We start from the raw sequence: 19492 nt of genomic DNA on the forward strand, positions 1-19492 counted from the left end.
CTCTTACGGCCCATCGCGGGTAACGCCGCGATGGGCCGTAAGGCGCGCCATCCCTTCAAGCCCTCTCGCTGAACACTTCGGCCAGCACCTGGTTCCTCGGCACCCCGGCCAGGAACAGCCGACGCGCCACCTGCTCCACCCATTGCGGCGAACCACACACCAGCGCCACCGTCTGGCGCGACGACACCTGAAACCCCGCCAGCGCCTGCTCCGCACCTTCTCGGCTCACCTGCTCGACACGCACCCGCTCCCCAGCCAATGCTTTCAATGCCTCGGCCAGGTAAGGTGTGCGCGCCACATGCAGGATCCTGATCGGCCCCTCATGCCCCTGACGCAGCGCTTCGCGCAGGATGCTCCACAACGGCGCCAGTCCCGTTCCCGCCGCCAGCAGCCATAACGGTCGCGTCTGCCAGTCTGGATCGTACTGCAGCGCGCCACCGCTCAATGCGCCCAATGCCAATGCATCCCCCACCTTCAGGCTCCGCGCCTGATCGCAGAACGCACCGGGTCGGCGGCAGTCGATGTGGAACTCGAGCAAGGCGTCTTCGCCTGACAGGCTCGCCAGCGAATAGGGCCGCGCCACCGGGCCCAACCACAGCAGCAGATGCTGGCCGGCGCGGTAACGCAGCGCCCGCGCCGGACGCAGGTGCAGGCGCAGCACATCACCCAGCCAGTGCACCGCGCTCACCTCAGCCGGCACGCCATCGGCCTGCGGGTCGAACACCGCCACTCGAAGATCGCCCGTCACCTGACACTGACAGGCCAGGCGCCAGCCCTGTTCACGGGCGTCCGCGCTCAGCGCCTCGGGCCGCGCATCGTCGGGCAGCCCGTCCAGGCAGCGCACCAGGCACGCCTGGCAACTGCCGGCGCGGCAGCTATAGGGCACGTTCAAGCCGGCGCCGTTGAGGGCGTCGAGCAGGTTGCTGCCGGAGGGCACCGCCCAGCAGCGGTGGCCCACGCAGAGTTCGGGCATTGGGGGTTTCTCCGCCGATTGAGGGGTCATCGTCGCGCCATAGGAGCGCCCGGATGACGCTGTTCGTGTAAGCGCGGCCTGGTATCGCGACACCGCGGCAACGATTCTAAGCCCCTCGCCTGCTTGGCGCTGCAAAACCGCGGCCAGCGTCCGACCGACCTTGGTCCAGCGCGCGTGCAGGTGTACCGCGCCAGGATGCGCGCTATACTGCCGCGCCCTTTTTGCGCCGGCCTGACCTGCCGGCGCGCCTTGCAAGGTGATTCGACGCGCTGGTCGGCGGTGTCGAGGCCTTTACGAATGTTCCCGTCTTCAAGAGGAGCGCGCAGCATGACCGTGATCAAGCAAGACGACCTGATTCAGAGCGTGGCCGACGCCCTGCAATTCATCTCGTACTACCACCCCGTCGATTTCATCCAGGCGATGCACGAGGCCTACCTGCGCGAAGAGTCGCCAGCAGCCCGCGACTCGATCGCCCAGATTCTGATCAACTCGCGCATGTGCGCCACCGGCCACCGGCCGATCTGCCAGGACACCGGCATCGTCACCGTGTTCGTGCGCGTGGGCATGGACGTACGCTGGGACGGCGCGACCCTGAGCCTGGACGACATGATCAACGAAGGCGTGCGCCGCGCCTACAACCTGCCGGAAAACGTCCTGCGCGCCTCGATCCTGGCCGACCCGGCCGGCGCGCGCAAGAACACCAAGGACAACACCCCGGCAGTGATCCACTACTCCATCGTGCCCGGCGACAAAGTCGAAGTGGACGTGGCCGCCAAAGGCGGCGGCTCGGAGAACAAGTCGAAGATGGCCATGCTCAACCCGTCCGACTCGATCGTCGACTGGGTGCTCAAGACCGTGCCGACCATGGGCGCTGGCTGGTGCCCGCCCGGCATGCTCGGCATCGGCATCGGCGGCACCGCCGAGAAGGCCGCAGTGATGGCCAAGGAAGTGTTGATGGAATCCATCGACATCCATGAACTGAAAGCCCGTGGCCCGCAGAACCGCATCGAAGAGATCCGCCTGGAGCTGTTCGAGAAGGTCAACCAACTGGGCATCGGCGCCCAGGGCCTGGGCGGCCTGACCACCGTGCTCGACGTCAAGATCATGGATTACCCGACCCACGCCGCCTCCCTGCCGGTGTGCATGATCCCCAACTGCGCGGCCACCCGTCACGCCCACTTCGTGCTCGACGGCTCCGGCCCTGCGGAACTCGAAGCGCCATCGCTGGACGCCTACCCGGAAATCGTCTGGGAAGCGGGTCCGAGCGCACGCCGGGTCAACCTCGACGACATCACCCCGGAAGAAGTCGCCAGCTGGAAGCCAGGCGAGACCGTCCTGCTCAACGGCAAGATGCTCACCGGCCGCGACGCCGCGCACAAGCGCATGGTCGAGATGCTCAACCGTGGCGAAGAACTGCCGGTGGACCTGAAAGGCCGCTTCATCTACTACGTGGGTCCGGTCGATCCGGTCGGTGACGAAGTGGTCGGCCCAGCCGGCCCGACCACTGCCACGCGCATGGACAAGTTCACCCGCCAGATCCTCGAACAGACCGGTCTGCTGGGCATGATCGGCAAGTCCGAGCGTGGCCCGACCGCCATCGAGGCGATCAAGGACAACAAGGCCGTGTACCTGATGGCCGTCGGCGGCGCGGCCTACCTGGTGGCCCAGGCGATCCGCAAGTCCAAGGTCCTGGCATTCGCCGAGCTGGGCATGGAAGCGATCTACGAGTTCGAGGTCAAGGACATGCCGGTCACCGTGGCGGTGGACAGCAACGGCGAGTCGGTGCACATCACCGGTCCCGCCTTGTGGCAGAGCAAGATCGCCCAGAGCCTGGCGGTGGAAGTGAAGTGATACAGCGGTAACAGCGGCGTAGCCATTGCGGATCAATCCGCAGTGGCTATCGCTTCACGCTCACCCCAGCCGCTCGACCTGCTCCGGCCAATCCCGCCTGGTAAAGACCTGCCCCTCTCGCCGCACCCGCCTCACCTCGTCCACATCCACATCGCACACCAACCACTGGCTCTGCTCAGGGCACAGCATGACGCTCTGGGCCAGCACCCCATCGCTCGGCATGCCATGGTCCGGCGGCACATACAAACCGGCGCGGCCGATGTTCTCGTCCAACGCTGGCGACCAGGGCGCCAGCCCCACCGTCGGGCTCTGCAACACCGCCACCTGGTTCTCCAGCGCCCGCGCCTGGGCGCCGATGCGCACGCGGTGATACCCGGCCTCGGTGTCAGTGCAACTCGGCGCCAGAAGCAAGTCGGCACCCTGCTCGGCCAGACGCCGTGCCAACAGGGGAAATTCAGTGTCGTAGCAGATCAAGATGCCCAGACGCCCCAGCGCCGTATCGAACACCTTCAGGCCCTGCCCGGCGGCAATGTTCCAGTGCTCGCGCTCGAAGCGGGTCATCATCAACTTGTCCTGAAAACCCAGCGCACCGCTTGGACCGAACAGCCAGGCACGGTTGCGATAGCGGCCATCGGCGTCGAGCACCGGCAGCGTGCCAGGTTGCAGATACACACCCAAGTCTTTGGCGAGGCCCTCGCACAACGCCCACCAAGGCGCGACCAAAGGCTGGATACCGGCGATCGAGCCGTGCAGGTCACTGCGCTGGTCGGGCGGTAACTGGCCACTGAGCGCCAGCCCTGCGTACTCGGGCAGCAGCAACAGTTGGGCACCGCTGCGCCCCGCTTCGACGCACAGCTCGCGCAGATGATCGGCGTAGGCATCCCAGGTTTCATGCAGTTCGATGGCGTACTGGCACGCTGCGAGCCGAATCATGGCAACAGGTCCTTGAGCCAGAACGACAAGGTCTTGTCCGACGCATCGTCCTGATCCAGGTCGCGCCAGGCATAGGTGGTGCGCAATGAAGGCTGATGAAGAAAGCCGCGGTTGCGCCAGAAACCATGCAATGGCTTGTAGTCATCGGGGCGCAGCGGGTGTCCGTTGGGACGCTCCACGGTGCAGAACGTGCAGTAGTGAAAACCGCCGAGCTTGTGCGCATAGGATTCGCGCTCGATGAAGAAGCGCACCCCCAGCCCGCGCCCCCGATAGGCCGGCAACAGCACGGACTCACCGAAGTAGTAGACGGTATCCGGGTCGCGGCCTTGATCCAGAAAAGGCTGGCGAAAGGCATCGGTTTCGTCGCCCAGGGGCAGGCCGGTGGAGGCGCCCACCACCTGGCCGTCGTCCACCGCCAGCACCACCAGGCTGCGCTCGGAGGCCATGTAGGTGGCGAGGTAGTCGGATTCATACTCCGGCGTGCCGTCATAGAGGTAGGGAAACTCGCGAAACACCGTCAGGCGCAGGCGAGCGAGGTCATCGAGGTAAGGCGCGATGGCAGCGCCGTGCAGCAGGCGTATTTCCATGCGGGACGGTCGTTTTGTCGATAGGGATGACGCGCTCGGCTAAGCCGGGCCTGAAGGGAAACCCTATCATCGGCGGCACGCTCGGCCCTTTCCCCTCCGCGACAGGTATTTCTCCATGACCGCTACCGAACTCGTCACCGCCTACTACGCCGCCTTCAACGCCGGTGACATGCCGGCCTTCCTCGCCCTGCTCAGCGAAGACGTGATCCACGACATCAACCAGGGCGAGCGGCAGATGGGCAAGGCCCGCTTCGCCGCCTTCATGGACAAGATGAACCGCTGCTACCGCGAGCGCCTGGCCGACATCGTGGTGATGCAGAACGCCGACGGCAGCCGCGCCGCCGCCGAGTTCACCGTGCACGGCGAGTACCTGGCCGACGACGAAGGCCTGCCCACTGCCAACGGTCAAACCTACGTACTACCGGCCGGGGCGTTCTTCTACATTCACTGCGGCAAGATCGCCCGGGTGAGCAACTACTACAACCTCAACGATTGGCTCGAGCAGGTGAGCTGAAGCCGGTCACCCTCACTCACGAAATGCGCGTACCCAGCACCTTGAGAAACGCTGCCAGCCAGGCCGGATGCGCAGGCCAGGCGGGCGCGGTGACCAGATTGCCATCGACATGGGCCTGGTCCACGGCAATGTCCACGAATTGCCCACCGGCCAGCTTCACCTCCGGCGCACACGCCGGGTAAGCACTGCACTGCCGCCCCTGCAGCACGCCGGCAGCGGCTAGCAGTTGCGCGCCATGGCACACCGCGGCAATGGGTTTGCCGGCCTGGTCGAACGCCCGCACCAAGGCCAGCACGCGTTCGTCCAGGCGCAGATACTCCGGGGCGCGTCCGCCAGGGATCACCAGGGCGTCATAGCGTTCGGCACGCACCTGGACGAAATCGAAGTTCAGGGCGAACTGATGACCCGGCTTCTCGCTGTAGGTCTGGTCGCCTTCGAAGTCGTGGATGGCCGTGCGCACCGTCTGCCCGGCGATCTTTTCCGGGCAGACCGCATGCACGGTGTGGCCCACCATCTGCAGGGCCTGGAACGGCACCATCGCCTCGTAGTCCTCGACGTAATCACCCACCAGCATGAGAATCTTCTTGGCCGTCATCGCATCCACTCCTTCGTGTGCAGGGAACATTCCCTGCACCATAGTCGGCTTCGTCGATGACCGATACTGCGCGCCGCGTCAGTTGCGCCGGTCGAGCAGAATCACCACCAGTCGGTCGAGCCAGCCCCAGAGCCGCTGCTGCACCCGACGCCACAGTGGCCGGGCTTTCCAGTGATCCAGGTCGACCTCTTCGCTGAGCGCGAAGTCGCGCTGGAAGCTGGCCACCACCGTTTCGGTGAACGGCCGATCCAGTGCTTCCAGATTGGCTTCCAGGTTGAAGCGCAAGTTCCAGTGATCGAAGTTGCATGAGCCGATGCTGACCCAGTCGTCCACCACCGCCATCTTCAGGTGCAGGAAGCACGGCTGGTACTCGAAGATGCGCACGCCGGCGCGCAGCAGGCGTGGATAGTAACGATGGCCGGCATAGCGTACCGACGGGTGATCGGTGCGCGGGCCGGTGAGCAGCAGGCGCACATCGACGCCGCGTTGCGCGGCACGGCGCAACGAGCGACGCACGCTCCAGGTCGGCAGGAAATACGGTGTGGCCAGCCAGATGCGCTGCTGGCCACCACTCACGGCGCGCACCAGCGCGCGCAGGATGTCGCGGTGCTGGCGGGCATCGGCGTAGGCCACCCGGCCCAGGCCCTGGCCCTGCGCAGGTATTCTCGGCAGGCGCGACAGACCGAAGCCTTGGGGCGGACGCCAGGCTGTGCGGCGGTGGTTGGCATGCCACTGGCGGTCGAACAGCAGTTGCCAGTCGAGCACCACCGGACCTTGCATGCGCACCATCACCTCGTGCCACTCGCTGGTGGCATGACCCGGCGTCCAGAACTCATCGGTGACCCCGGTTCCCCCGACAGCCGCCCACTGCTCGTCCACCAACAACAACTTGCGATGATCGCGGTACAGGTTGCGCAGGCCGCGGCGCCAGTGCAGAGGGTTGTACAGCCGCAGTTCGACGCCCGCGGCGTGCAACCGCTGGCGCAGGGCCGTCGCAAAGGCCAGGGCACCGTAGGCGTCGAACAGGCAGCGCACGCGCACGCCGCGTGAGGCTGCATACTCCAGTGCCTCCACCACCGCCTGGGCGCAGGCGCCCGCTTCGACCAGGTAGAGCTCAAGGTCGACCTGACGCTCGGCGCGCTCAATCGCCGCGAGCATGACAGGAAAGAACTCGGGGCCGTCGACCAGCAGTTCGAACTGGTTGCCATCCCGCCAGGGGAAGACCGGCCCTGGCATGTCAGCGGGCGGTGAAGATCAGCACCGCATTGACCGGTACCGACGGGTTGATCGACTTGAGCCCGGCGAAACTGCGCAGCGTTTCCAGACTCGGCAGCAGGTCGAAATCCTGGGCCTGCAACACCAGCGGTTCCAGGGTCACCACCTGAAAGCGGCGCTCGTCCAGACGCGTGACCAGCAGCAGGGCATTGTAGGTGTGGGATTGGCCGCGCAGCGTCACTGTCACCGGCAGGCGCAGCTCCAATTGGGCGCCATTGGCCAAGTCGCTGACCGGGCGCAGGTCCAACTGGGCGCTCACCGTCGCCTCGGGAAAGCGCGCCACCTCGAACAGGCCGTCACGCATGCGTTCGTCGCGCAGCGGGATGCCGCTGCTGACCGAATCCATCTCGATGCTCAGCCCCGCCGCGCCCTTTCGGTCGATGGTGCCGTGCAACACCAGAAAGCGGTGCACGTCGGCGGTGTCGCCGTTGTTACCGGTGATGAACGACAGGCGCGAGGACTCACCGTCCAGGTGCCAGTTGGCGTGGGCAGGCAGGCACAGGGCCAGGAACAGCGCGGGCAGCAGACGCAGCAGCATGGAGATACCTCGGAAAGCGAGACCGCCAACCTTACCGCGTGGCCATTCACGGCAGCAAGCGACAACCCTCGCGCGGCCCCTGCCACGCCGCCTGGCTCTGACGGCCCAGCCCTTGGGCGAGCACGCGGCGGGTGTCGGTGTGCTCCTCCAGGCGCGTGAGCGGCAGGTACTGCTTCACATAGCCCCGGCAATAGCCCTCGTCCAAGCCCATGACGAAGCGGCATGAGCAGTACTCCTTGGCCGAGTAGGCCGGCAGGATGCCGGGGAAATCCACCAGTGCCTGGCGCTCGAACCAGGCCCAGATCGCCATGCCCAGCAGGGCTATCGACAGCACCCCGTACCGACGCTTCATCGAACCTCCTCCGCCAGTGCGGCCAGCACCCGCTTGAGCAACTCGTCATGGCGGTAGCTGCCATCGCGGTCGTCCGCGTAGCGAACGATCACCAGTTTCTGCGTCGGCAGGATATACAACGCCTGCCCCCAGTGGCCGAGGGCAGCGAAGGTGTCGGTGGGGGCGTGAGGCCAAGGTCGCGGCTGGGCGGGCAGCGGCTGATTCAGCCACCAGTGACCACCCGGGTTGGCCTCGCCTGGCACCGGCTCGGCCTGGGGGAACAGCGTACGGTTGAACGTCACCCAGTCGGCGGGCAGCAACTGCCGGTCGCGCCACCGCCCCTCGCGCAGCATCAGCAGACCGATGCGCGCCAGGTCGCGGGCGCTGAGGTAGAGGTAGGAGGAGCCCACGTAGGTGCCAACGCCGTCGCGTTCCCACACCGCATGGGCAATGCCAAGGGGCTCGAACAGTGCCTGCCAGGGATAGTCGGCGTAGCGCTCCGGCGCCAACATCCCGCGCAGCGCGGCGGCCAGCAGGTTGCTGTCGCCGCTGGAATAGACGAAGCGCCGCCCAGGCGTCTCGGCCTGCGCCTTGCCAGCCGCATAGGCGGCCATGTCGTGGCGGCCGCGGGTATAGAGCATGGCCACCACCGAAGAGTTGAGCGGCGCGTACTCGTAGTCTTCCTGCCAGGCAAGACCACTGGCCCAGTGCAGCAGATCCTGCAGACGCACCTGCGGGTGCGCCGCGAGTGCCGGGTAGTAGCGCGCAGCCGGATCGTCGAGCTGGAAGCGTCCTTCCCCCTCGGCGATGCCCAGCAGCGTGGCCAGCACACTCTTGCTGATCGACCAGGTCAAGTGTGGCGTGTCGGCGGTGGTGGGCGCTGCGTAGCGTTCATGCAGGATGCGGCCATCGCGCACGATCAACAGGGCGTCGCTGCGCACGCCACGGCGCTCGACGTCATCGCGCGGGGCGAAGGCGTAACGATCCACCGCTTGCCAATCATAGTGTGCGGGATCTTCCAGCCATTGGCTGTCGGGCCACGCCGTGCCCAGCGCCGGCAAGGCGAACAGCTGCAAACAGCACCACAACCCTCTGTTCCAGAACATCAGCATCTCCCGCCGCAGGCACTGCGTGCAGCCTCCCATCTGCGCATGACAATCCGGCGGCGGCGCACCGCCCAGCCTGTCACGCAAGCATCACCGAAGCGTCATGGAGGTGACACTGCCTCTACCTAGGCTGACCTTGCACAACAAAGCCGACCGGCCGCCCTTGGCTGGCTTATGGAGACTCGCAATGACTCGGATCGCTCGCTCTGGCGACAACAGCACTGAACGCCGTCTGCAAGCCGAACGCCTGGTCGGCGCCGCGGCCCTGCAAGAAGCCCAGGCCCTGCGCTACAAGGTGTTCAGCGCCGAATTCAAGGCCAAGCTCAAGGGCGCCGAACACGGCCTGGACATGGACGACTACGACATCCATTGCCGCCACATCGGCGTGCGCGACCTGGCCACCGGACAGTTGGTCGCCACCACCCGCCTGCTCGACCACCAGGCCGCCAGCAGCTTGGGGCGTTTCTACAGCGAAGAAGAATTCAGCCTGCACGGGCTGCTGCAACTGCAAGGCCCGATCCTCGAGCTGGGCCGCACCTGCGTCGATCCGGGTTACCGCAATGGCGGCACCATCGCCGTGCTCTGGGGCGAGTTGGCCGAGGTGCTCAACGAGGGCCGCTACAGCTACCTGATGGGCTGCGCCAGCATCCCCATGCAGGATGGCGGCGTTCAAGCTCATGCGATCATGCAGCGCCTGCGCGAACGCTACCTGTGTAACGAACACCTGCGCGCCGAACCGAAGAAGCCGCTGCCGTCGCTGGCTTTGCCGAACAACGTCATCACCGAGATGCCGCCGCTGCTCAAGGCCTACATGCGCCTGGGGGCGAAGATCTGCGGCGAACCGTGCTGGGACGAAGACTTCCAGGTGGCCGACGTGTTCATCCTGCTCAAGCGCGACGACCTCTGCCCGCGCTACGCCCGGCACTTCAAGGCGGCGGTCTGATGCCGAGCGTGCGGGCCAGTGCCCGCCTAGTGCGCCTGATGCTGGTGCTGCTGCTGGGCGTGGCCATGGCCACGCTCATCGCCGTCGGCGAACGTCTTGGCCTGCGCGCCGGCAGCGAACGCCGCCAGCGCTGGAGCTGCCGCTTCATGAAACACCTGGTCGGCGCCCTGCCCTTCGAAGTGCGGGTGGTCGGCACCTTGCCGCAGCAACCGATGCTGTGGGTCAGCAATCACATTTCGTGGACCGACATCCCATTGCTGGGCATGCTCACGCCGCTGTCGTTCCTGTCCAAGGCGGAAGTGCGCCAGTGGCCGCTGGCCGGCTGGTTGGCGGAGAAGGCCGACACCTTGTTCATCCGTCGCGGCGGCGGCGACAGCCAGCGCCTGCGCGAGCAGATCGGCGCGCGCCTGGGCCAGGCCTGCCCGCTGCTGATCTTCCCCGAGGGCACCACCACCGATGGCCGCGCCCTGCGTACCTTCCACGGGCGCCTGCTAGCGGGCGCCATCGATCACGGCACACCGGTCCAGCCGGTGGCTATTCAATACCTGCGTGAGGGCGAGCCGGACCCGATCGCGCCGTTCATCGGCGACGACGACTTGCTGTCACACCTGCTGCGGCTGTTCGGCCAGGCGCCTGGTCAGGTGCTGATCCATCTGCTGCCGCCCTTGCACAGCCAAGGCAAGGAACGCGCGGTGCTGGCATTGCAGGCTCAGCAGGCGATCCACCTGGCGCTGTATGCCGAGCAGGAAAGCGAGCCGCTGCCGCAACGCCAGGCCAAGGCAGCGTGAGGCATCGCGGGCGCGGCGCGCTCAGCGTCGCGTTGCCGCGAATGCCTGCAACTGCGGGTAGAAGGCGCGGAAATCAGCCGTCAGTGGCGCGTACAACGCTTCCAGTTCAGCCATCACGCCGAGCAGCGCTTCGGGCCGCGACAGCCGTCGCCCAATGCCTCGAAACACCGCCTCCAGCGTCGCGAAATCGGCATAGGCCCCCAACCAGTCATCTGCGGCCATTAACGGCGCAATCCGCGCCAGGCGTCCCGGCAACTCGGGCTCGGCCAGCAGAACCCGGTAGAAGCGCTCGGTGAACAGCGCTAGCGGCTGCTGGGCGTAATCCTGCCAATGCAGGGCCAGGCAATGGTCGAAGAACACGTCGAGCACGATGCCGGCAAAGCGCCGCCGCCCTTTGGGAAAGCGCGCCAGCGCGGCCAGCACCAGGGGATGGCTGTCGGTATAGGTATCAATGTGTCGGTGCAGCCTGATCGCCGCTTCGAGTTCGGGAGCGAAGCGGCCTTGCAGCGAGCCTTTGACGAAATCGCCATACAGGCTGCCGAGCAGTTGCTGGGGCGCAGGGCCGCCCAAGTGGAGGTGTGCCAGATAATTCATGGCGGCAGTCTAGCACCGCCGCCGCACATATCGTTATAACGCGATATAACGATTTCGAACGAACTCAGAACGGCTCGGTCTTTGTATATCGTGAACAGACGATCTATATTTCGCTCTATCGCGATATACCGCTACAGACCACGAGCCCAGCCATGCCCCTCGACCTCGACGACATCATCAAAGCCCTGGCCCATCCGGTCCGCCGAGACATTCTCAATTGGCTCAAGGACCCCGCCGCGCATTTCCCCGAACAGCATCACAGCACCGAGTTCGGCGTGTGCGCCGGGCAGATCGACCAGCGCTGCGGCCTGTCCCAATCGACCGTGTCGGCGCACCTGGCCACTTTGCAACGGGCCGGCCTGATCAGCAGCCAGAAGGTCGGGCAATGGCATTTCTTCAAACGCAATGAGTCGACCATCCAGGCCTTCCTCGAACAAATGAGCCAGGAGCTTTGACCGTTACCCCACTTATGCGGCGCCCTCGGGCGCTGCCTTCACCGTCCACCCTACCCTCGCGAGGCTTCTGACATGACCACGCTTTTCGATCCGATCACCCTGGGCGACCTGACCCTGCCCAACCGCATCATCATGGCCCCGCTGACCCGCTGCCGCGCCGACGAAGGCCGCGTGCCCAATGCGCTGATGGCCGAGTACTACGTGCAGCGTGCCAGCGCTGGGCTGATTCTCAGCGAAGCCACCTCGGTGACGCCCATGGGCGTCGGCTACCCGGACACCCCCGGCATCTGGTCCACCGAGCAGGTGCGCGGCTGGCTCAATGTGACCCAGGCGGTGCACGCTGCCGGCGGGCGAATCTTCCTGCAACTGTGGCATGTCGGGCGCATCTCCCACCCGTCCTACCTCAACGGCGAACTGCCGGTGGCGCCCAGCGCGATCAAGCCTGAAGGCCATGTGAGCCTGGTGCGTCCGCTGAGCGACTACCCCACGCCGCGCGCGCTGGACACTGAAGAAATCGCCGACATCGTCGAGGCCTACCGGGTGGGTGCAGAGAACGCCAAGGCCGCCGGCTTCGACGGCGTGGAGATCCACGGCGCCAACGGCTACCTGCTCGACCAGTTCCTGCAGAGTAGCACCAACCAGCGCACCGATCAGTACGGCGGTTCGCTGGAAAACCGTGCGCGGTTGATGCTGGAAGTCACCGATGCGGTGATCGAGGTGTGGGGCGCTGCGCGCGTCGGCATGCACCTGGCGCCACGGGCCGATGCCCATGACATGGGCGACGCCAACCGCAGCGAGACCTTCACCTACGTTGCGCGGGAGTTAGGCAAGCGCGGCATCGCCTTCATCTGCTCGCGCGAGAAGGAAGCCGACGACAGCCTCGGCCCGCAGATCAAGGCAGCGTTCGGCGGTCCTTACATCGTCAACGAGCGCTTCACCAAAGCCAGCGCCAATGCCGCCCTGGCCAGCGGCAAGGCCGATGCCGTGGCGTTCGGCGTACCCTTCATCGCCAACCCGGATCTGCCAGCGCGTCTGGCGGCCGATGCTGCGCTGAACGAGCCGCACCCTGAAACCTTCTACGGCAAAGGCCCGGTGGGTTACATCGACTATCCACGCCTGTGAGCCGTCGCCACACGCCAGGGCCGCTTGACGGTCCAAGCGTGTGGCATGCGCCCGTCAGGGCCGGGCGTTGATCTGCTGCTGCAGGTTCTGGATCTGGCTCTGCAAGGTGTTGAGACTGCGGGTGGTCTGGCCGCGGAAGGCATCGAATTCCTGCACGGACGCCCCCGCAGCCTGCGCGGCCGGACGGTTGTCGGCCTGGCTCTTGAGCACCAGCACATCCTGGGCGAGGCTGTCGATGGCCGCGCCTTGCTTCTTCAGGTTGGCCACCTCGCCAGCGAGGCTCTTGAGCTGACCATCGAGCTTGCCACCGTCCACCTGACCCGACTTGAGCGCCGCCAGCTCGCCGTTCACCGCCTTGAGCTGCTCCTGCAACTGGGCCTGCATCTCGGTGAGCGCTGTCTGCTGCGCTGCGGTCTGCGCCAGCACCTGCTCCAGACGCTTGCCCATATCACCCGCCTGACCAGCGACACCTTCCTGCTGCTTGCCCTGCTCGGCCAACGCCGCCTGCAACTGGCTGATCTGTTGCTTCAGGGCTTCGCTGCCAGAGCTGTTGCTCGACTCGCTCGCCTCCACCTTGCCGCTGATCACCTGCAACCGACCCGCCGCTTCTTCGCTGATGCGGGCGAAGCTTTCCTGGGTGGCGACCAGTTGCTGCTCCATCAGCGAAATCTGCTGATAACTCCACCAGCCAAGGCCGCCGAGGGCGACGAACGAGGCCACCAGCAGCGCCCACATCGGCCCGCTGCTGGCGGGACGCTCGGCCTTCTGGCGCACGCGGGCCACATGGGTCGGCAGCAGTTCGTCATCGTCGGGCGTACCGGCTCTGAGAACAGGAACGTCATCGAAATCATCGTGGGCATCGTTGCGCATGGGTTAGGTCGACCGAACTGATAGCAAAAAGGCGCATTATAAACAGAGCACGCGACGTCGTGATGACCGTGACCGGTTCGGCGGATCAGCGCGACCCCGGCAGGTGCTGCCACCACGTGCAGAATTCATCCAAGGCGGTCCACAGACTGACCTTGGGGCGATAGTCCAGATTATGCCGGGCGCGGCTGATATCGAGGGTGAAGTCCTGGCTCATCACCTGCACCGCCGTGCGGCTCAGGGTGGGTTGCGGGCGGCCAGGCCAGAGCAGGCAGGCGGCCTCGTTGATGGCGGCCATGCTATAGGCCAGGCCGTAGGAGCGGTAGCGGGTGACCTGCGGCAGTTGCATCTGGCGCATCACGTAATTGACCACATCCCACACCGGTAAGGGCTGGCCGTTACTGATGTTATAGGCCTGGCCGAGGGCCGGCGCGTCGGCGAACAGGGCGCTGAGCAACGCCTCGTTGAGGTTGTGCACGCTGGTAAAGTCGACCTTGTTCAGGCCATTGCCGATGATCGCCAGGCGACCCTTCTGCTGCAGGCGCATCAGCCGCGGGAAGATGCTGGCGTCGCCGGCGCCGGTGACCAGGCGCGGGCGCAAGGCCAGCACCTCGAGACCGAACTCCTGGGCACCGAAGACTTTCTGTTCGGCCAGGTGCTTGGTCAGCGCATAGTGGTCGTGGAAGCGCCGCGGCACCTGGTCCTCACGCACCTCCAACCGCGAGCGGCCGGTGAAGCAGATCGACGGCGAGGACAGGTGCACCAGGCGCCGTACATGCTCTTTCAAACAACCTTCGACCACATTCTCGGTGAGCACCACGTTGCCGTGATGGAAGTCCTGATAACGCCCCCAGGTGCCCACGGCCCCGGCGCAATGCACCACCGCATCGACGCCCTGACACAACCGCCGAGCCACCTCGGCATCGCCCAGGTCACCCGGAATGAACTGCGCGCCGCGCTTGACCAGATGCTCGACGCCCTCGGCGCGACGACCGTTGACCCGCACCTGCAGGCCCTGCTCCAGGGCGAAGCGCGCAAAGCGCCCGCCGATGAAGCCGCTTGCGCCGGTGACCAGAATTCGCATGTAAGACTCCGCCTTGCCAGATTACAGATGCAGTTGACGCTGCCCGTGCCTACAAGGGCACCAGCCACGCCGGCGCCGCCTGGCGCAGGTGTTCGGTCAAGTCGCCGAGCAGTTGCCCGCCATTGCGCCAATGATGCCAGTACAACGGCACGTCGATGGGGGTATCGCTGCAGATTTCCACCAACTGGCCGCTGGCCAACGGCTCGCGCGCTTGCAACTCAGGCACCAGTCCCCAGCCAAGTCCGGCTTCGGTCAGACGCAGAAAACCTTCGGAGGATGGACACAGGTGATGGATGAAGCCGTCGCCCAGGCCCAGGGACGCGAGGTAACGGTGTTGCAGGAAGTCGTCGGGGCCGTAGACCACGGCGGGCGCGCGGGCCAGGCGCGCGACCTCGAAGCCGCGAGGGAAATACCGGGCCATGAAGGCCGGACTGGCCAGCGCGCGGTAACGCATCGCTCCTAGCGCCAGACTGCGTGCGCCGGCCACTGGCCGTTCGCTGCCACACAGGCAGGCCGCCACTTCGCCGGCGCGCATGCGCCGCAGGCCGACGTCCTGGTCCTCCACCACCAGGTCCAGCAGCACCTGCTGGCCAGCGCAGAAATCGCCCACCGCACCTGCCCACCAGGTGGCCAGGCTGTCGGCATTCAACGCAATACGCAGGCGCTCAGGGATGCCCTGCTCGTCCAGTGCCGGCACCTGACGCTGCAGGTCGCGCTCGAGCAGGCGCACCTGCTGGACATGGTTGAGCAATTGCCGCCCGACCTCGGTCGGGCTGGGCGGCGTGGCGCGCACCAGCACCGGCTGGCCGACCCGCGCCTCGAGCAGTTTGATGCGTTGCGACACCGCCGATTGCGACAGGCCCAGCACTTGAGCAGCCCGCTCGAACCCACCCTGCTCGATGACGGCCGCCAGTGCGGCGAGCAATTTGTAGTCGAACATCGATTTCACTAATGCCTGATCAGCTTTATTTGTTTTTCTTATACCTTTGCGCTCCACACAATGGCCAGCCTCTTCTCAGGCAACCGCGTCGCACCGTGCAGTGGCGCTCTTGGAGTCTATGGCCATGTGGCAAAGTTATATGAACGGCATGTTGGTGGCTTTCGGCCTGATCATGGCCATCGGTACGCAGAACGCGTTCGTCCTGGCCCAGAGTCTGCGCCGCGAACACCACGTGCCCGTGGCGCTGCTGTGTGTGGCCTGCGACGCACTGCTGGTGGCCGCGGGTGTGTTCGGGCTGGCCACCGTGCTGGCCCACAACCCGATGTTGCTGGCGGCGGCGCGTTGGGGCGGCGCGCTGTTCCTGATCGGGTACGGCGCCAAGGCGCTGCAGCGCGCCTGCTCGAAACAGAGCCTGGCGCAGCAGGAGGGCCAGGGCCTGCGCTCACGGCGCGCGGTACTGCTCAGCGCCCTGGCGGTGACCCTGCTCAACCCCCACGTGTACCTCGACACCGTGCTGCTGATCGGCTCGCTGGGCGCCCAGCAGAGCGTCCCCGGCGCCTATGTGGCAGGGGCTGCGAGCGCTTCGCTGGTGTGGTTCTTCACCCTCGCGCTGGGCGCCGCCTGGCTCGCGCCCTGGCTGGCGCGCCCGACGACCTGGCGACTGTTGGACCTGATGGTCGCGGTGATGATGTTCGCGGTGGCAGCGCAGTTGATTCTCGGCTGATCGCCACGCGGCCTCCTGTCGCCGCCGCCACCCTCGCGCCGGAACCCTTAATCCCTATAGTTGTTGCGTGGTTATGCGCGGGGGCCGGTGCTATGATCGAACGCTTACGTCGCAAAGAGTAAAGACTCGCCGACGTACAAAGGGCCGCCCGTGATCGGCCCTGCGCAAACCGCGAACTAGACCTGAATCAGGAGATCCACCATGGCTTTTGAATTGCCGCCGCTGCCCTACGCCCACGATGCCCTGCAGCCGCACATCTCCAAGGAAACCCTGGAGTATCACCACGACAAGCACCACAACACCTACGTCGTGAACCTGAACAACCTGGTCCCAGGTACCGAATTCGAAGGCAAGTCGCTGGAAGACATCGTCAAGACCTCGTCGGGTGGCATCTTCAACAACGCCGCGCAGGTCTGGAACCACACCTTCTACTGGAACTGCCTGGCGCCCAACGCCGGCGGCCAGCCGACTGGCGCCCTGGCCGATGCCATCAACGCTGCCTTCGGTTCCTTCGACAAGTTCAAGGAAGAGTTCACCAAGACGTCGGTCGGCACCTTCGGCTCCGGCTGGGGCTGGCTGGTGAAGAAGGCTGACGGCTCCCTGGCCCTGGCCAGCACCATCGGTGCCGGCAACCCGCTGACCAGCGGCGACACCCCGCTGCTGACCTGCGACGTCTGGGAACACGCCTACTACATCGACTACCGCAACCTGCGTCCGAAGTACGTCGAGGCGTTCTGGAACCTGGTCAACTGGGCCTTCGTGGCCGAGCAGTTCGAAGGCAAGACCTTCAAGGCCTGATCACCTCCAGCTCCACGAAAACCCGGCATTTGCCGGGTTTTTCGTTTTCGGGTGTGCGCCCTTGCAGCCGTACTGCACGGAGGGAGGCATTATCCGCCCCTCACGCTCTTGCCCCGCGCCCATAGCGCGCTAACATCAACCATCTGGAAAGTTGACGCAGGACATTCAAGTCCCCGGGTCGCTTAACCGATACAATCATCAGGGTGCATCCAGCGACGGGCTCCTCGCCTGCCGCGGCAATCGGTCGATAGTGTATTGCCAGGGTTGATGGCAAAATAATGGCATGCGCATGGATTAAGGAACCCCCTTTGAAGCTGGAATTTCGGAACAGCTTGTCCGTCAAGTTGCTCAGGGTCGTGCTGCTGTCGGCGCTCGCGGTGGGCGTGGTGCTCAGTTGCGCGCAGATCGTCTATGACACCTACAAGACCCGCCAGGCCGTCGACAACGACGCCCAGCGCATCCTCGACATGTTCCGCGACCCGTCCACCCAGGCGGTCTACAGTCTTGACCGAGAGATGGGCATGCAGGTGATGGAAGGTCTGTTCCAGGACCAGTCGGTGCGCATGGCCTCCATCGGCCACCCCAACGAGACCATGCTCGCGCAGAAATCCCGCCCGTTGCAGGACATGCCACTGCGCTGGCTGACCGACCTGATCCTCGGTCAGGAACGCACCTACACCACGCAACTGGTCGGCCGTGGCCCCTACAGCGAGTACTACGGCGACCTCAGCATCACCCTCGACACCGCCAGTTATGGCGAGGGCTTCCTGGTCAATGCGGTGATCATCTTCATCTCCGGCGTGCTGCGCGCCCTGGCCATGGGCCTGGTGCTTTATCTGGTCTACCACTGGCTGTTGACCAAACCGCTGTCGAGGATCATCGAGCACCTCACCCAGATCAATCCGGATCGACCCAGTCAGCACCAGATTCCCCAGCTCAAGGGCCATGAACGCAACGAACTGGGGCTGTGGGTCGACACGGCCAACCAACTGCTGGCCTCCATCGAGCGCAACACCCACCTGCGCCACGAAGCCGAGACCAGCCTGCAGCGCATGGCTCAGTACGACTTCCTCACCGGCCTGGCCAATCGTCAGCAACTGCAGCAGCAGTTGGACAAGATCCTGGCCGATGCCGGACGTCTGCAGCACCGGGTGGCGGTGCTGTGCGTGGGACTGGACGACTTCAAAGGCATCAACGAGCAATTCAGCTACCAAGTGGGCGACCAATTGCTGCTGGCCCTGGCCGACCGCCTGCGTGCCCACAGCGGTCGGCTCGGTGCCCTGGCGCGCCTGGGCGGCGACCAGTTCGCCCTGGTCCAGGCCAATATCGAACAGCCCTACGAAGCGGCGGAACTGGCGCAGAGCATTCTCGACGACCTGGACACCCCGTTTGCCCTCGACCACCAGGAAATCCGCCTGCGCGCCACCATCGGCATCACCCTGTTCCCCGAAGATGGCGACAGCACCGAAAAGCTGCTGCAAAAAGCCGAGCAGACCATGACCTTGGCCAAGGCCCGCTCGCGCAACCGCTACCAGTTCTATATCGCCAGCGTCGACAGCGAAATGCGCCGCCGCCGCGAGTTGGAAAAGGACCTGCGCGAGGCGCTGCCGCGTAACCAGCTGTACCTGGTGTACCAGCCGCAGATCAGCTACCGCGACAACCGCGTGGTGGGCGTCGAGGCGCTACTGCGCTGGCAGCATCCAGAGCTGGGCATGGTGCCGCCGGACCAGTTCATTCCCCTGGCCGAGCAGAACGGCAACATCATCAGCATCGGCGAATGGGTGCTCGACCAAGCCTGCCGTCAACTGCGCGAATGGCACGACCTGGGCTTCAGTGACCTGCGCATGGCCGTCAACCTGTCCACCGTGCAATTGCACCACGCCGAGCTGCCACGGGTGGTCAACAACCTGTTGCAGGCCTATCGCTTGCCGCCGCGCAGCCTGGAACTGGAGGTCACCGAAACCGGCCTGATGGAAGACATCAGCACCGCCGCCCAGCACCTGCTCAGTCTGCGCCGCTCCGGCGCGCTGATCGCCATCGACGACTTCGGCACCGGTTATTCCTCGCTCAGTTACCTGAAGTCGCTGCCGCTGGACAAGATCAAGATCGACAAGAGTTTCGTCCAGGATTTGCTCGACGACGATGACGACGCCACCATCGTTCGCGCCATCATCCAACTGGGCAAGAGCCTGGGCATGCAGGTCATCGCCGAAGGCGTGGAAACCGCCGAGCAGGAAACCTACATCATCGCCCAAGGCTGTCACGAAGGTCAGGGCTACCACTACAGCAAGCCGCTGCCGGCACGTGAACTCACGGCCTTCCTCAAGCAGGCCCAGCGCAACCAGGTGTCGGTGCTCTGATCGGCAGCGACCTCGAAGGTCGCGGCAACGCCATTTTCGCGAAAAGCGCGACTGACGCTTTACATCAAATGCAAATCTTTCGCATCATGTGCCGGTTCAGCGTGCCATCACGCA

At 65.3% G+C, this 19492-nt stretch carries 21 protein-coding genes; 9 read left to right on the top strand and 12 right to left on the bottom strand.

Going from position 1 to position 19492, the window contains the following annotated elements; all coding sequences use genetic code 11:
* Positions 1–55 precede the first annotated feature (55 nt).
* On the bottom strand, positions 56–973 hold the full coding sequence (locus NJ69_RS13220) for an iron-sulfur-binding ferredoxin reductase (protein ID WP_039579709.1): 918 nt from the start codon (positions 971–973) through the stop codon (positions 56–58).
* 327 nt (positions 974–1300) lie between these two features.
* On the opposite strand from NJ69_RS13220, the gene NJ69_RS13225 reads away from it, so the two are divergent.
* Positions 1301–2824 (top strand): fumarate hydratase, encoded by a 1524-nt coding sequence (locus tag NJ69_RS13225; RefSeq protein ID WP_039579712.1) that lies wholly within the window; start codon positions 1301–1303, stop codon positions 2822–2824.
* Between the two features lie 60 nt (positions 2825–2884).
* On the opposite strand, the gene NJ69_RS13230 is transcribed toward NJ69_RS13225, so the two are convergent.
* The gene (locus NJ69_RS13230) at positions 2885–3757 is read right to left on the bottom strand and encodes a carbon-nitrogen hydrolase family protein (protein ID WP_039579714.1); all 873 of its coding nucleotides are present in this window, start codon (positions 3755–3757) and stop codon (positions 2885–2887) included.
* Positions 3754–4344 (bottom strand): GNAT family N-acetyltransferase, encoded by a 591-nt coding sequence (locus NJ69_RS13235; protein WP_029613781.1) that lies wholly within the window; start codon positions 4342–4344, stop codon positions 3754–3756. Before NJ69_RS13235 ends, NJ69_RS13230 begins: the two co-directional genes overlap by 4 nt.
* Positions 4345–4459: 115 nt before the next feature.
* On the opposite strand from NJ69_RS13235, the gene NJ69_RS13240 reads away from it, so the two are divergent.
* The gene (locus tag NJ69_RS13240; RefSeq protein WP_039579716.1) at positions 4460–4858 is read left to right on the top strand and encodes a nuclear transport factor 2 family protein; all 399 of its coding nucleotides are present in this window, start codon (positions 4460–4462) and stop codon (positions 4856–4858) included.
* 16 nt (positions 4859–4874) lie between these two features.
* On the opposite strand, the gene NJ69_RS13245 is transcribed toward NJ69_RS13240, so the two are convergent.
* The 5 genes from NJ69_RS13245 to NJ69_RS13265 form a co-directional block, all read right to left on the bottom strand.
* Entirely contained in the window at positions 4875–5453 is a 579-nt protein-coding gene (locus tag NJ69_RS13245) for a DJ-1/PfpI family protein (RefSeq protein ID WP_039579718.1), read from the bottom strand.
* 78 nt (positions 5454–5531) lie between these two features.
* Positions 5532–6689, bottom strand: a complete 1158-nt coding sequence (locus NJ69_RS13250; RefSeq protein WP_039579720.1) for a phospholipase D-like domain-containing protein — start codon at positions 6687–6689, stop codon at positions 5532–5534.
* 1 nt (position 6690) lies between these two features.
* Positions 6691–7272, bottom strand: coding sequence for a YceI family protein (locus NJ69_RS13255; protein WP_116888945.1), 582 nt, complete (start codon positions 7270–7272; stop codon positions 6691–6693).
* A gap of 40 nt (positions 7273–7312) precedes the next feature.
* The gene (locus NJ69_RS13260; protein WP_029613785.1) at positions 7313–7618 is read right to left on the bottom strand and encodes a hypothetical protein; all 306 of its coding nucleotides are present in this window, start codon (positions 7616–7618) and stop codon (positions 7313–7315) included.
* Positions 7615–8703, bottom strand: a complete 1089-nt coding sequence (locus NJ69_RS13265) for a serine hydrolase domain-containing protein (protein ID WP_080754757.1) — start codon at positions 8701–8703, stop codon at positions 7615–7617. Before NJ69_RS13265 ends, NJ69_RS13260 begins: the two co-directional genes overlap by 4 nt.
* A gap of 187 nt (positions 8704–8890) precedes the next feature.
* Between NJ69_RS13265 and olsB the strand changes: the two genes are divergently transcribed.
* Both olsB and NJ69_RS13275 read left to right on the top strand, forming a co-directional pair.
* On the top strand, positions 8891–9646 hold the full coding sequence (gene olsB / locus NJ69_RS13270; RefSeq protein ID WP_039579723.1) for an L-ornithine N(alpha)-acyltransferase: 756 nt from the start codon (positions 8891–8893) through the stop codon (positions 9644–9646).
* Positions 9646–10434, top strand: a complete 789-nt coding sequence (locus tag NJ69_RS13275) for a lysophospholipid acyltransferase family protein (RefSeq protein ID WP_039579724.1) — start codon at positions 9646–9648, stop codon at positions 10432–10434. The genes olsB and NJ69_RS13275 overlap by 1 nt, the downstream gene beginning before the upstream one ends.
* A 21-nt stretch (positions 10435–10455) precedes the next feature.
* Here NJ69_RS13275 and NJ69_RS13280 read toward each other — a convergent pair whose 3' ends face one another.
* On the bottom strand, positions 10456–11028 hold the full coding sequence (locus tag NJ69_RS13280) for an ACP phosphodiesterase (RefSeq protein ID WP_039579727.1): 573 nt from the start codon (positions 11026–11028) through the stop codon (positions 10456–10458).
* Between the two features lie 152 nt (positions 11029–11180).
* Here NJ69_RS13280 and NJ69_RS13285 point away from each other — a divergent pair, with 152 nt between their 5' ends.
* Both NJ69_RS13285 and NJ69_RS13290 read left to right on the top strand, forming a co-directional pair.
* Complete coding sequence (locus NJ69_RS13285; RefSeq protein WP_029613789.1) at positions 11181–11483, top strand: ArsR/SmtB family transcription factor; 303 nt, start codon at positions 11181–11183, stop codon at positions 11481–11483.
* A 72-nt stretch (positions 11484–11555) separates the two neighbouring features.
* A complete protein-coding gene (locus tag NJ69_RS13290) occupies positions 11556–12605 on the top strand; it encodes an alkene reductase (protein WP_029613790.1) in 1050 nt (349 codons plus the stop codon).
* 54 nt (positions 12606–12659) lie between these two features.
* Here the strand turns inward: NJ69_RS13290 and NJ69_RS13295 are convergent, their stop codons facing one another.
* From NJ69_RS13295 to NJ69_RS13305, 3 genes are all read right to left on the bottom strand, one after another.
* Entirely contained in the window at positions 12660–13475 is an 816-nt protein-coding gene (locus NJ69_RS13295) for a hypothetical protein (RefSeq protein ID WP_039579731.1), read from the bottom strand.
* Between the two features lie 85 nt (positions 13476–13560).
* A complete protein-coding gene (locus tag NJ69_RS13300) occupies positions 13561–14556 on the bottom strand; it encodes an NAD-dependent epimerase/dehydratase family protein (RefSeq protein WP_039579734.1) in 996 nt (331 codons plus the stop codon).
* Positions 14557–14605: 49 nt separating this feature from the next.
* Complete coding sequence (locus tag NJ69_RS13305; protein ID WP_039579736.1) at positions 14606–15496, bottom strand: LysR family transcriptional regulator ArgP; 891 nt, start codon at positions 15494–15496, stop codon at positions 14606–14608.
* Between the two features lie 124 nt (positions 15497–15620).
* Between NJ69_RS13305 and NJ69_RS13310 the strand changes: the two genes are divergently transcribed.
* The 3 genes from NJ69_RS13310 (at position 15621) to NJ69_RS13320 (ending at position 19378) form a co-directional block, all read left to right on the top strand.
* Positions 15621–16220, top strand: coding sequence for a LysE/ArgO family amino acid transporter (locus NJ69_RS13310; protein WP_039579738.1), 600 nt, complete (start codon positions 15621–15623; stop codon positions 16218–16220).
* A gap of 201 nt (positions 16221–16421) precedes the next feature.
* Positions 16422–17018, top strand: a complete 597-nt coding sequence (locus NJ69_RS13315) for a superoxide dismutase (protein ID WP_029613794.1) — start codon at positions 16422–16424, stop codon at positions 17016–17018.
* 308 nt (positions 17019–17326) lie between these two features.
* A complete protein-coding gene (locus NJ69_RS13320; RefSeq protein WP_029613795.1) occupies positions 17327–19378 on the top strand; it encodes a putative bifunctional diguanylate cyclase/phosphodiesterase in 2052 nt (683 codons plus the stop codon).
* Positions 19379–19492: the final 114 nt, after the last annotated feature.

Origin of the sequence: Pseudomonas parafulva (assembly GCF_000800255.1) — a bacterium.
GTDB classification, from domain to species: Bacteria; Pseudomonadota; Gammaproteobacteria; order Pseudomonadales; family Pseudomonadaceae; genus Aquipseudomonas; species Aquipseudomonas boreofloridensis.

Excerpts from the sequence above, each read along its gene's own strand:
- NJ69_RS13220 (WP_039579709.1), bottom strand. The coding sequence starts at position 973 with ATGCCCGAACTCTGCGTGGGCCACCGCTGCTGGGCGGTGCCCTCCGGC.
- NJ69_RS13225 (WP_039579712.1), top strand. The coding sequence starts at position 1,301 with ATGACCGTGATCAAGCAAGACGACCTGATTCAGAGCGTGGCCGACGCC.
- NJ69_RS13230 (WP_039579714.1), bottom strand. The coding sequence starts at position 3,757 with ATGATTCGGCTCGCAGCGTGCCAGTACGCCATCGAACTGCATGAAACC.
- NJ69_RS13235 (WP_029613781.1), bottom strand. The coding sequence starts at position 4,344 with ATGGAAATACGCCTGCTGCACGGCGCTGCCATCGCGCCTTACCTCGAT.
- NJ69_RS13240 (WP_039579716.1), top strand. The coding sequence starts at position 4,460 with ATGACCGCTACCGAACTCGTCACCGCCTACTACGCCGCCTTCAACGCC.
- NJ69_RS13245 (WP_039579718.1), bottom strand. The coding sequence starts at position 5,453 with ATGACGGCCAAGAAGATTCTCATGCTGGTGGGTGATTACGTCGAGGAC.
- NJ69_RS13250 (WP_039579720.1), bottom strand. The coding sequence starts at position 6,689 with ATGCCAGGGCCGGTCTTCCCCTGGCGGGATGGCAACCAGTTCGAACTG.
- NJ69_RS13260 (WP_029613785.1), bottom strand. The coding sequence starts at position 7,618 with ATGAAGCGTCGGTACGGGGTGCTGTCGATAGCCCTGCTGGGCATGGCG.
- NJ69_RS13265 (WP_080754757.1), bottom strand. The coding sequence starts at position 8,703 with ATGTTCTGGAACAGAGGGTTGTGGTGCTGTTTGCAGCTGTTCGCCTTG.
- olsB (WP_039579723.1), top strand. The coding sequence starts at position 8,891 with ATGACTCGGATCGCTCGCTCTGGCGACAACAGCACTGAACGCCGTCTG.
- NJ69_RS13275 (WP_039579724.1), top strand. The coding sequence starts at position 9,646 with ATGCCGAGCGTGCGGGCCAGTGCCCGCCTAGTGCGCCTGATGCTGGTG.
- NJ69_RS13280 (WP_039579727.1), bottom strand. The coding sequence starts at position 11,028 with ATGAATTATCTGGCACACCTCCACTTGGGCGGCCCTGCGCCCCAGCAA.
- NJ69_RS13285 (WP_029613789.1), top strand. The coding sequence starts at position 11,181 with ATGCCCCTCGACCTCGACGACATCATCAAAGCCCTGGCCCATCCGGTC.
- NJ69_RS13290 (WP_029613790.1), top strand. The coding sequence starts at position 11,556 with ATGACCACGCTTTTCGATCCGATCACCCTGGGCGACCTGACCCTGCCC.
- NJ69_RS13295 (WP_039579731.1), bottom strand. The coding sequence starts at position 13,475 with ATGCGCAACGATGCCCACGATGATTTCGATGACGTTCCTGTTCTCAGA.
- NJ69_RS13300 (WP_039579734.1), bottom strand. The coding sequence starts at position 14,556 with ATGCGAATTCTGGTCACCGGCGCAAGCGGCTTCATCGGCGGGCGCTTT.
- NJ69_RS13305 (WP_039579736.1), bottom strand. The coding sequence starts at position 15,496 with ATGTTCGACTACAAATTGCTCGCCGCACTGGCGGCCGTCATCGAGCAG.
- NJ69_RS13310 (WP_039579738.1), top strand. The coding sequence starts at position 15,621 with ATGTGGCAAAGTTATATGAACGGCATGTTGGTGGCTTTCGGCCTGATC.
- NJ69_RS13315 (WP_029613794.1), top strand. The coding sequence starts at position 16,422 with ATGGCTTTTGAATTGCCGCCGCTGCCCTACGCCCACGATGCCCTGCAG.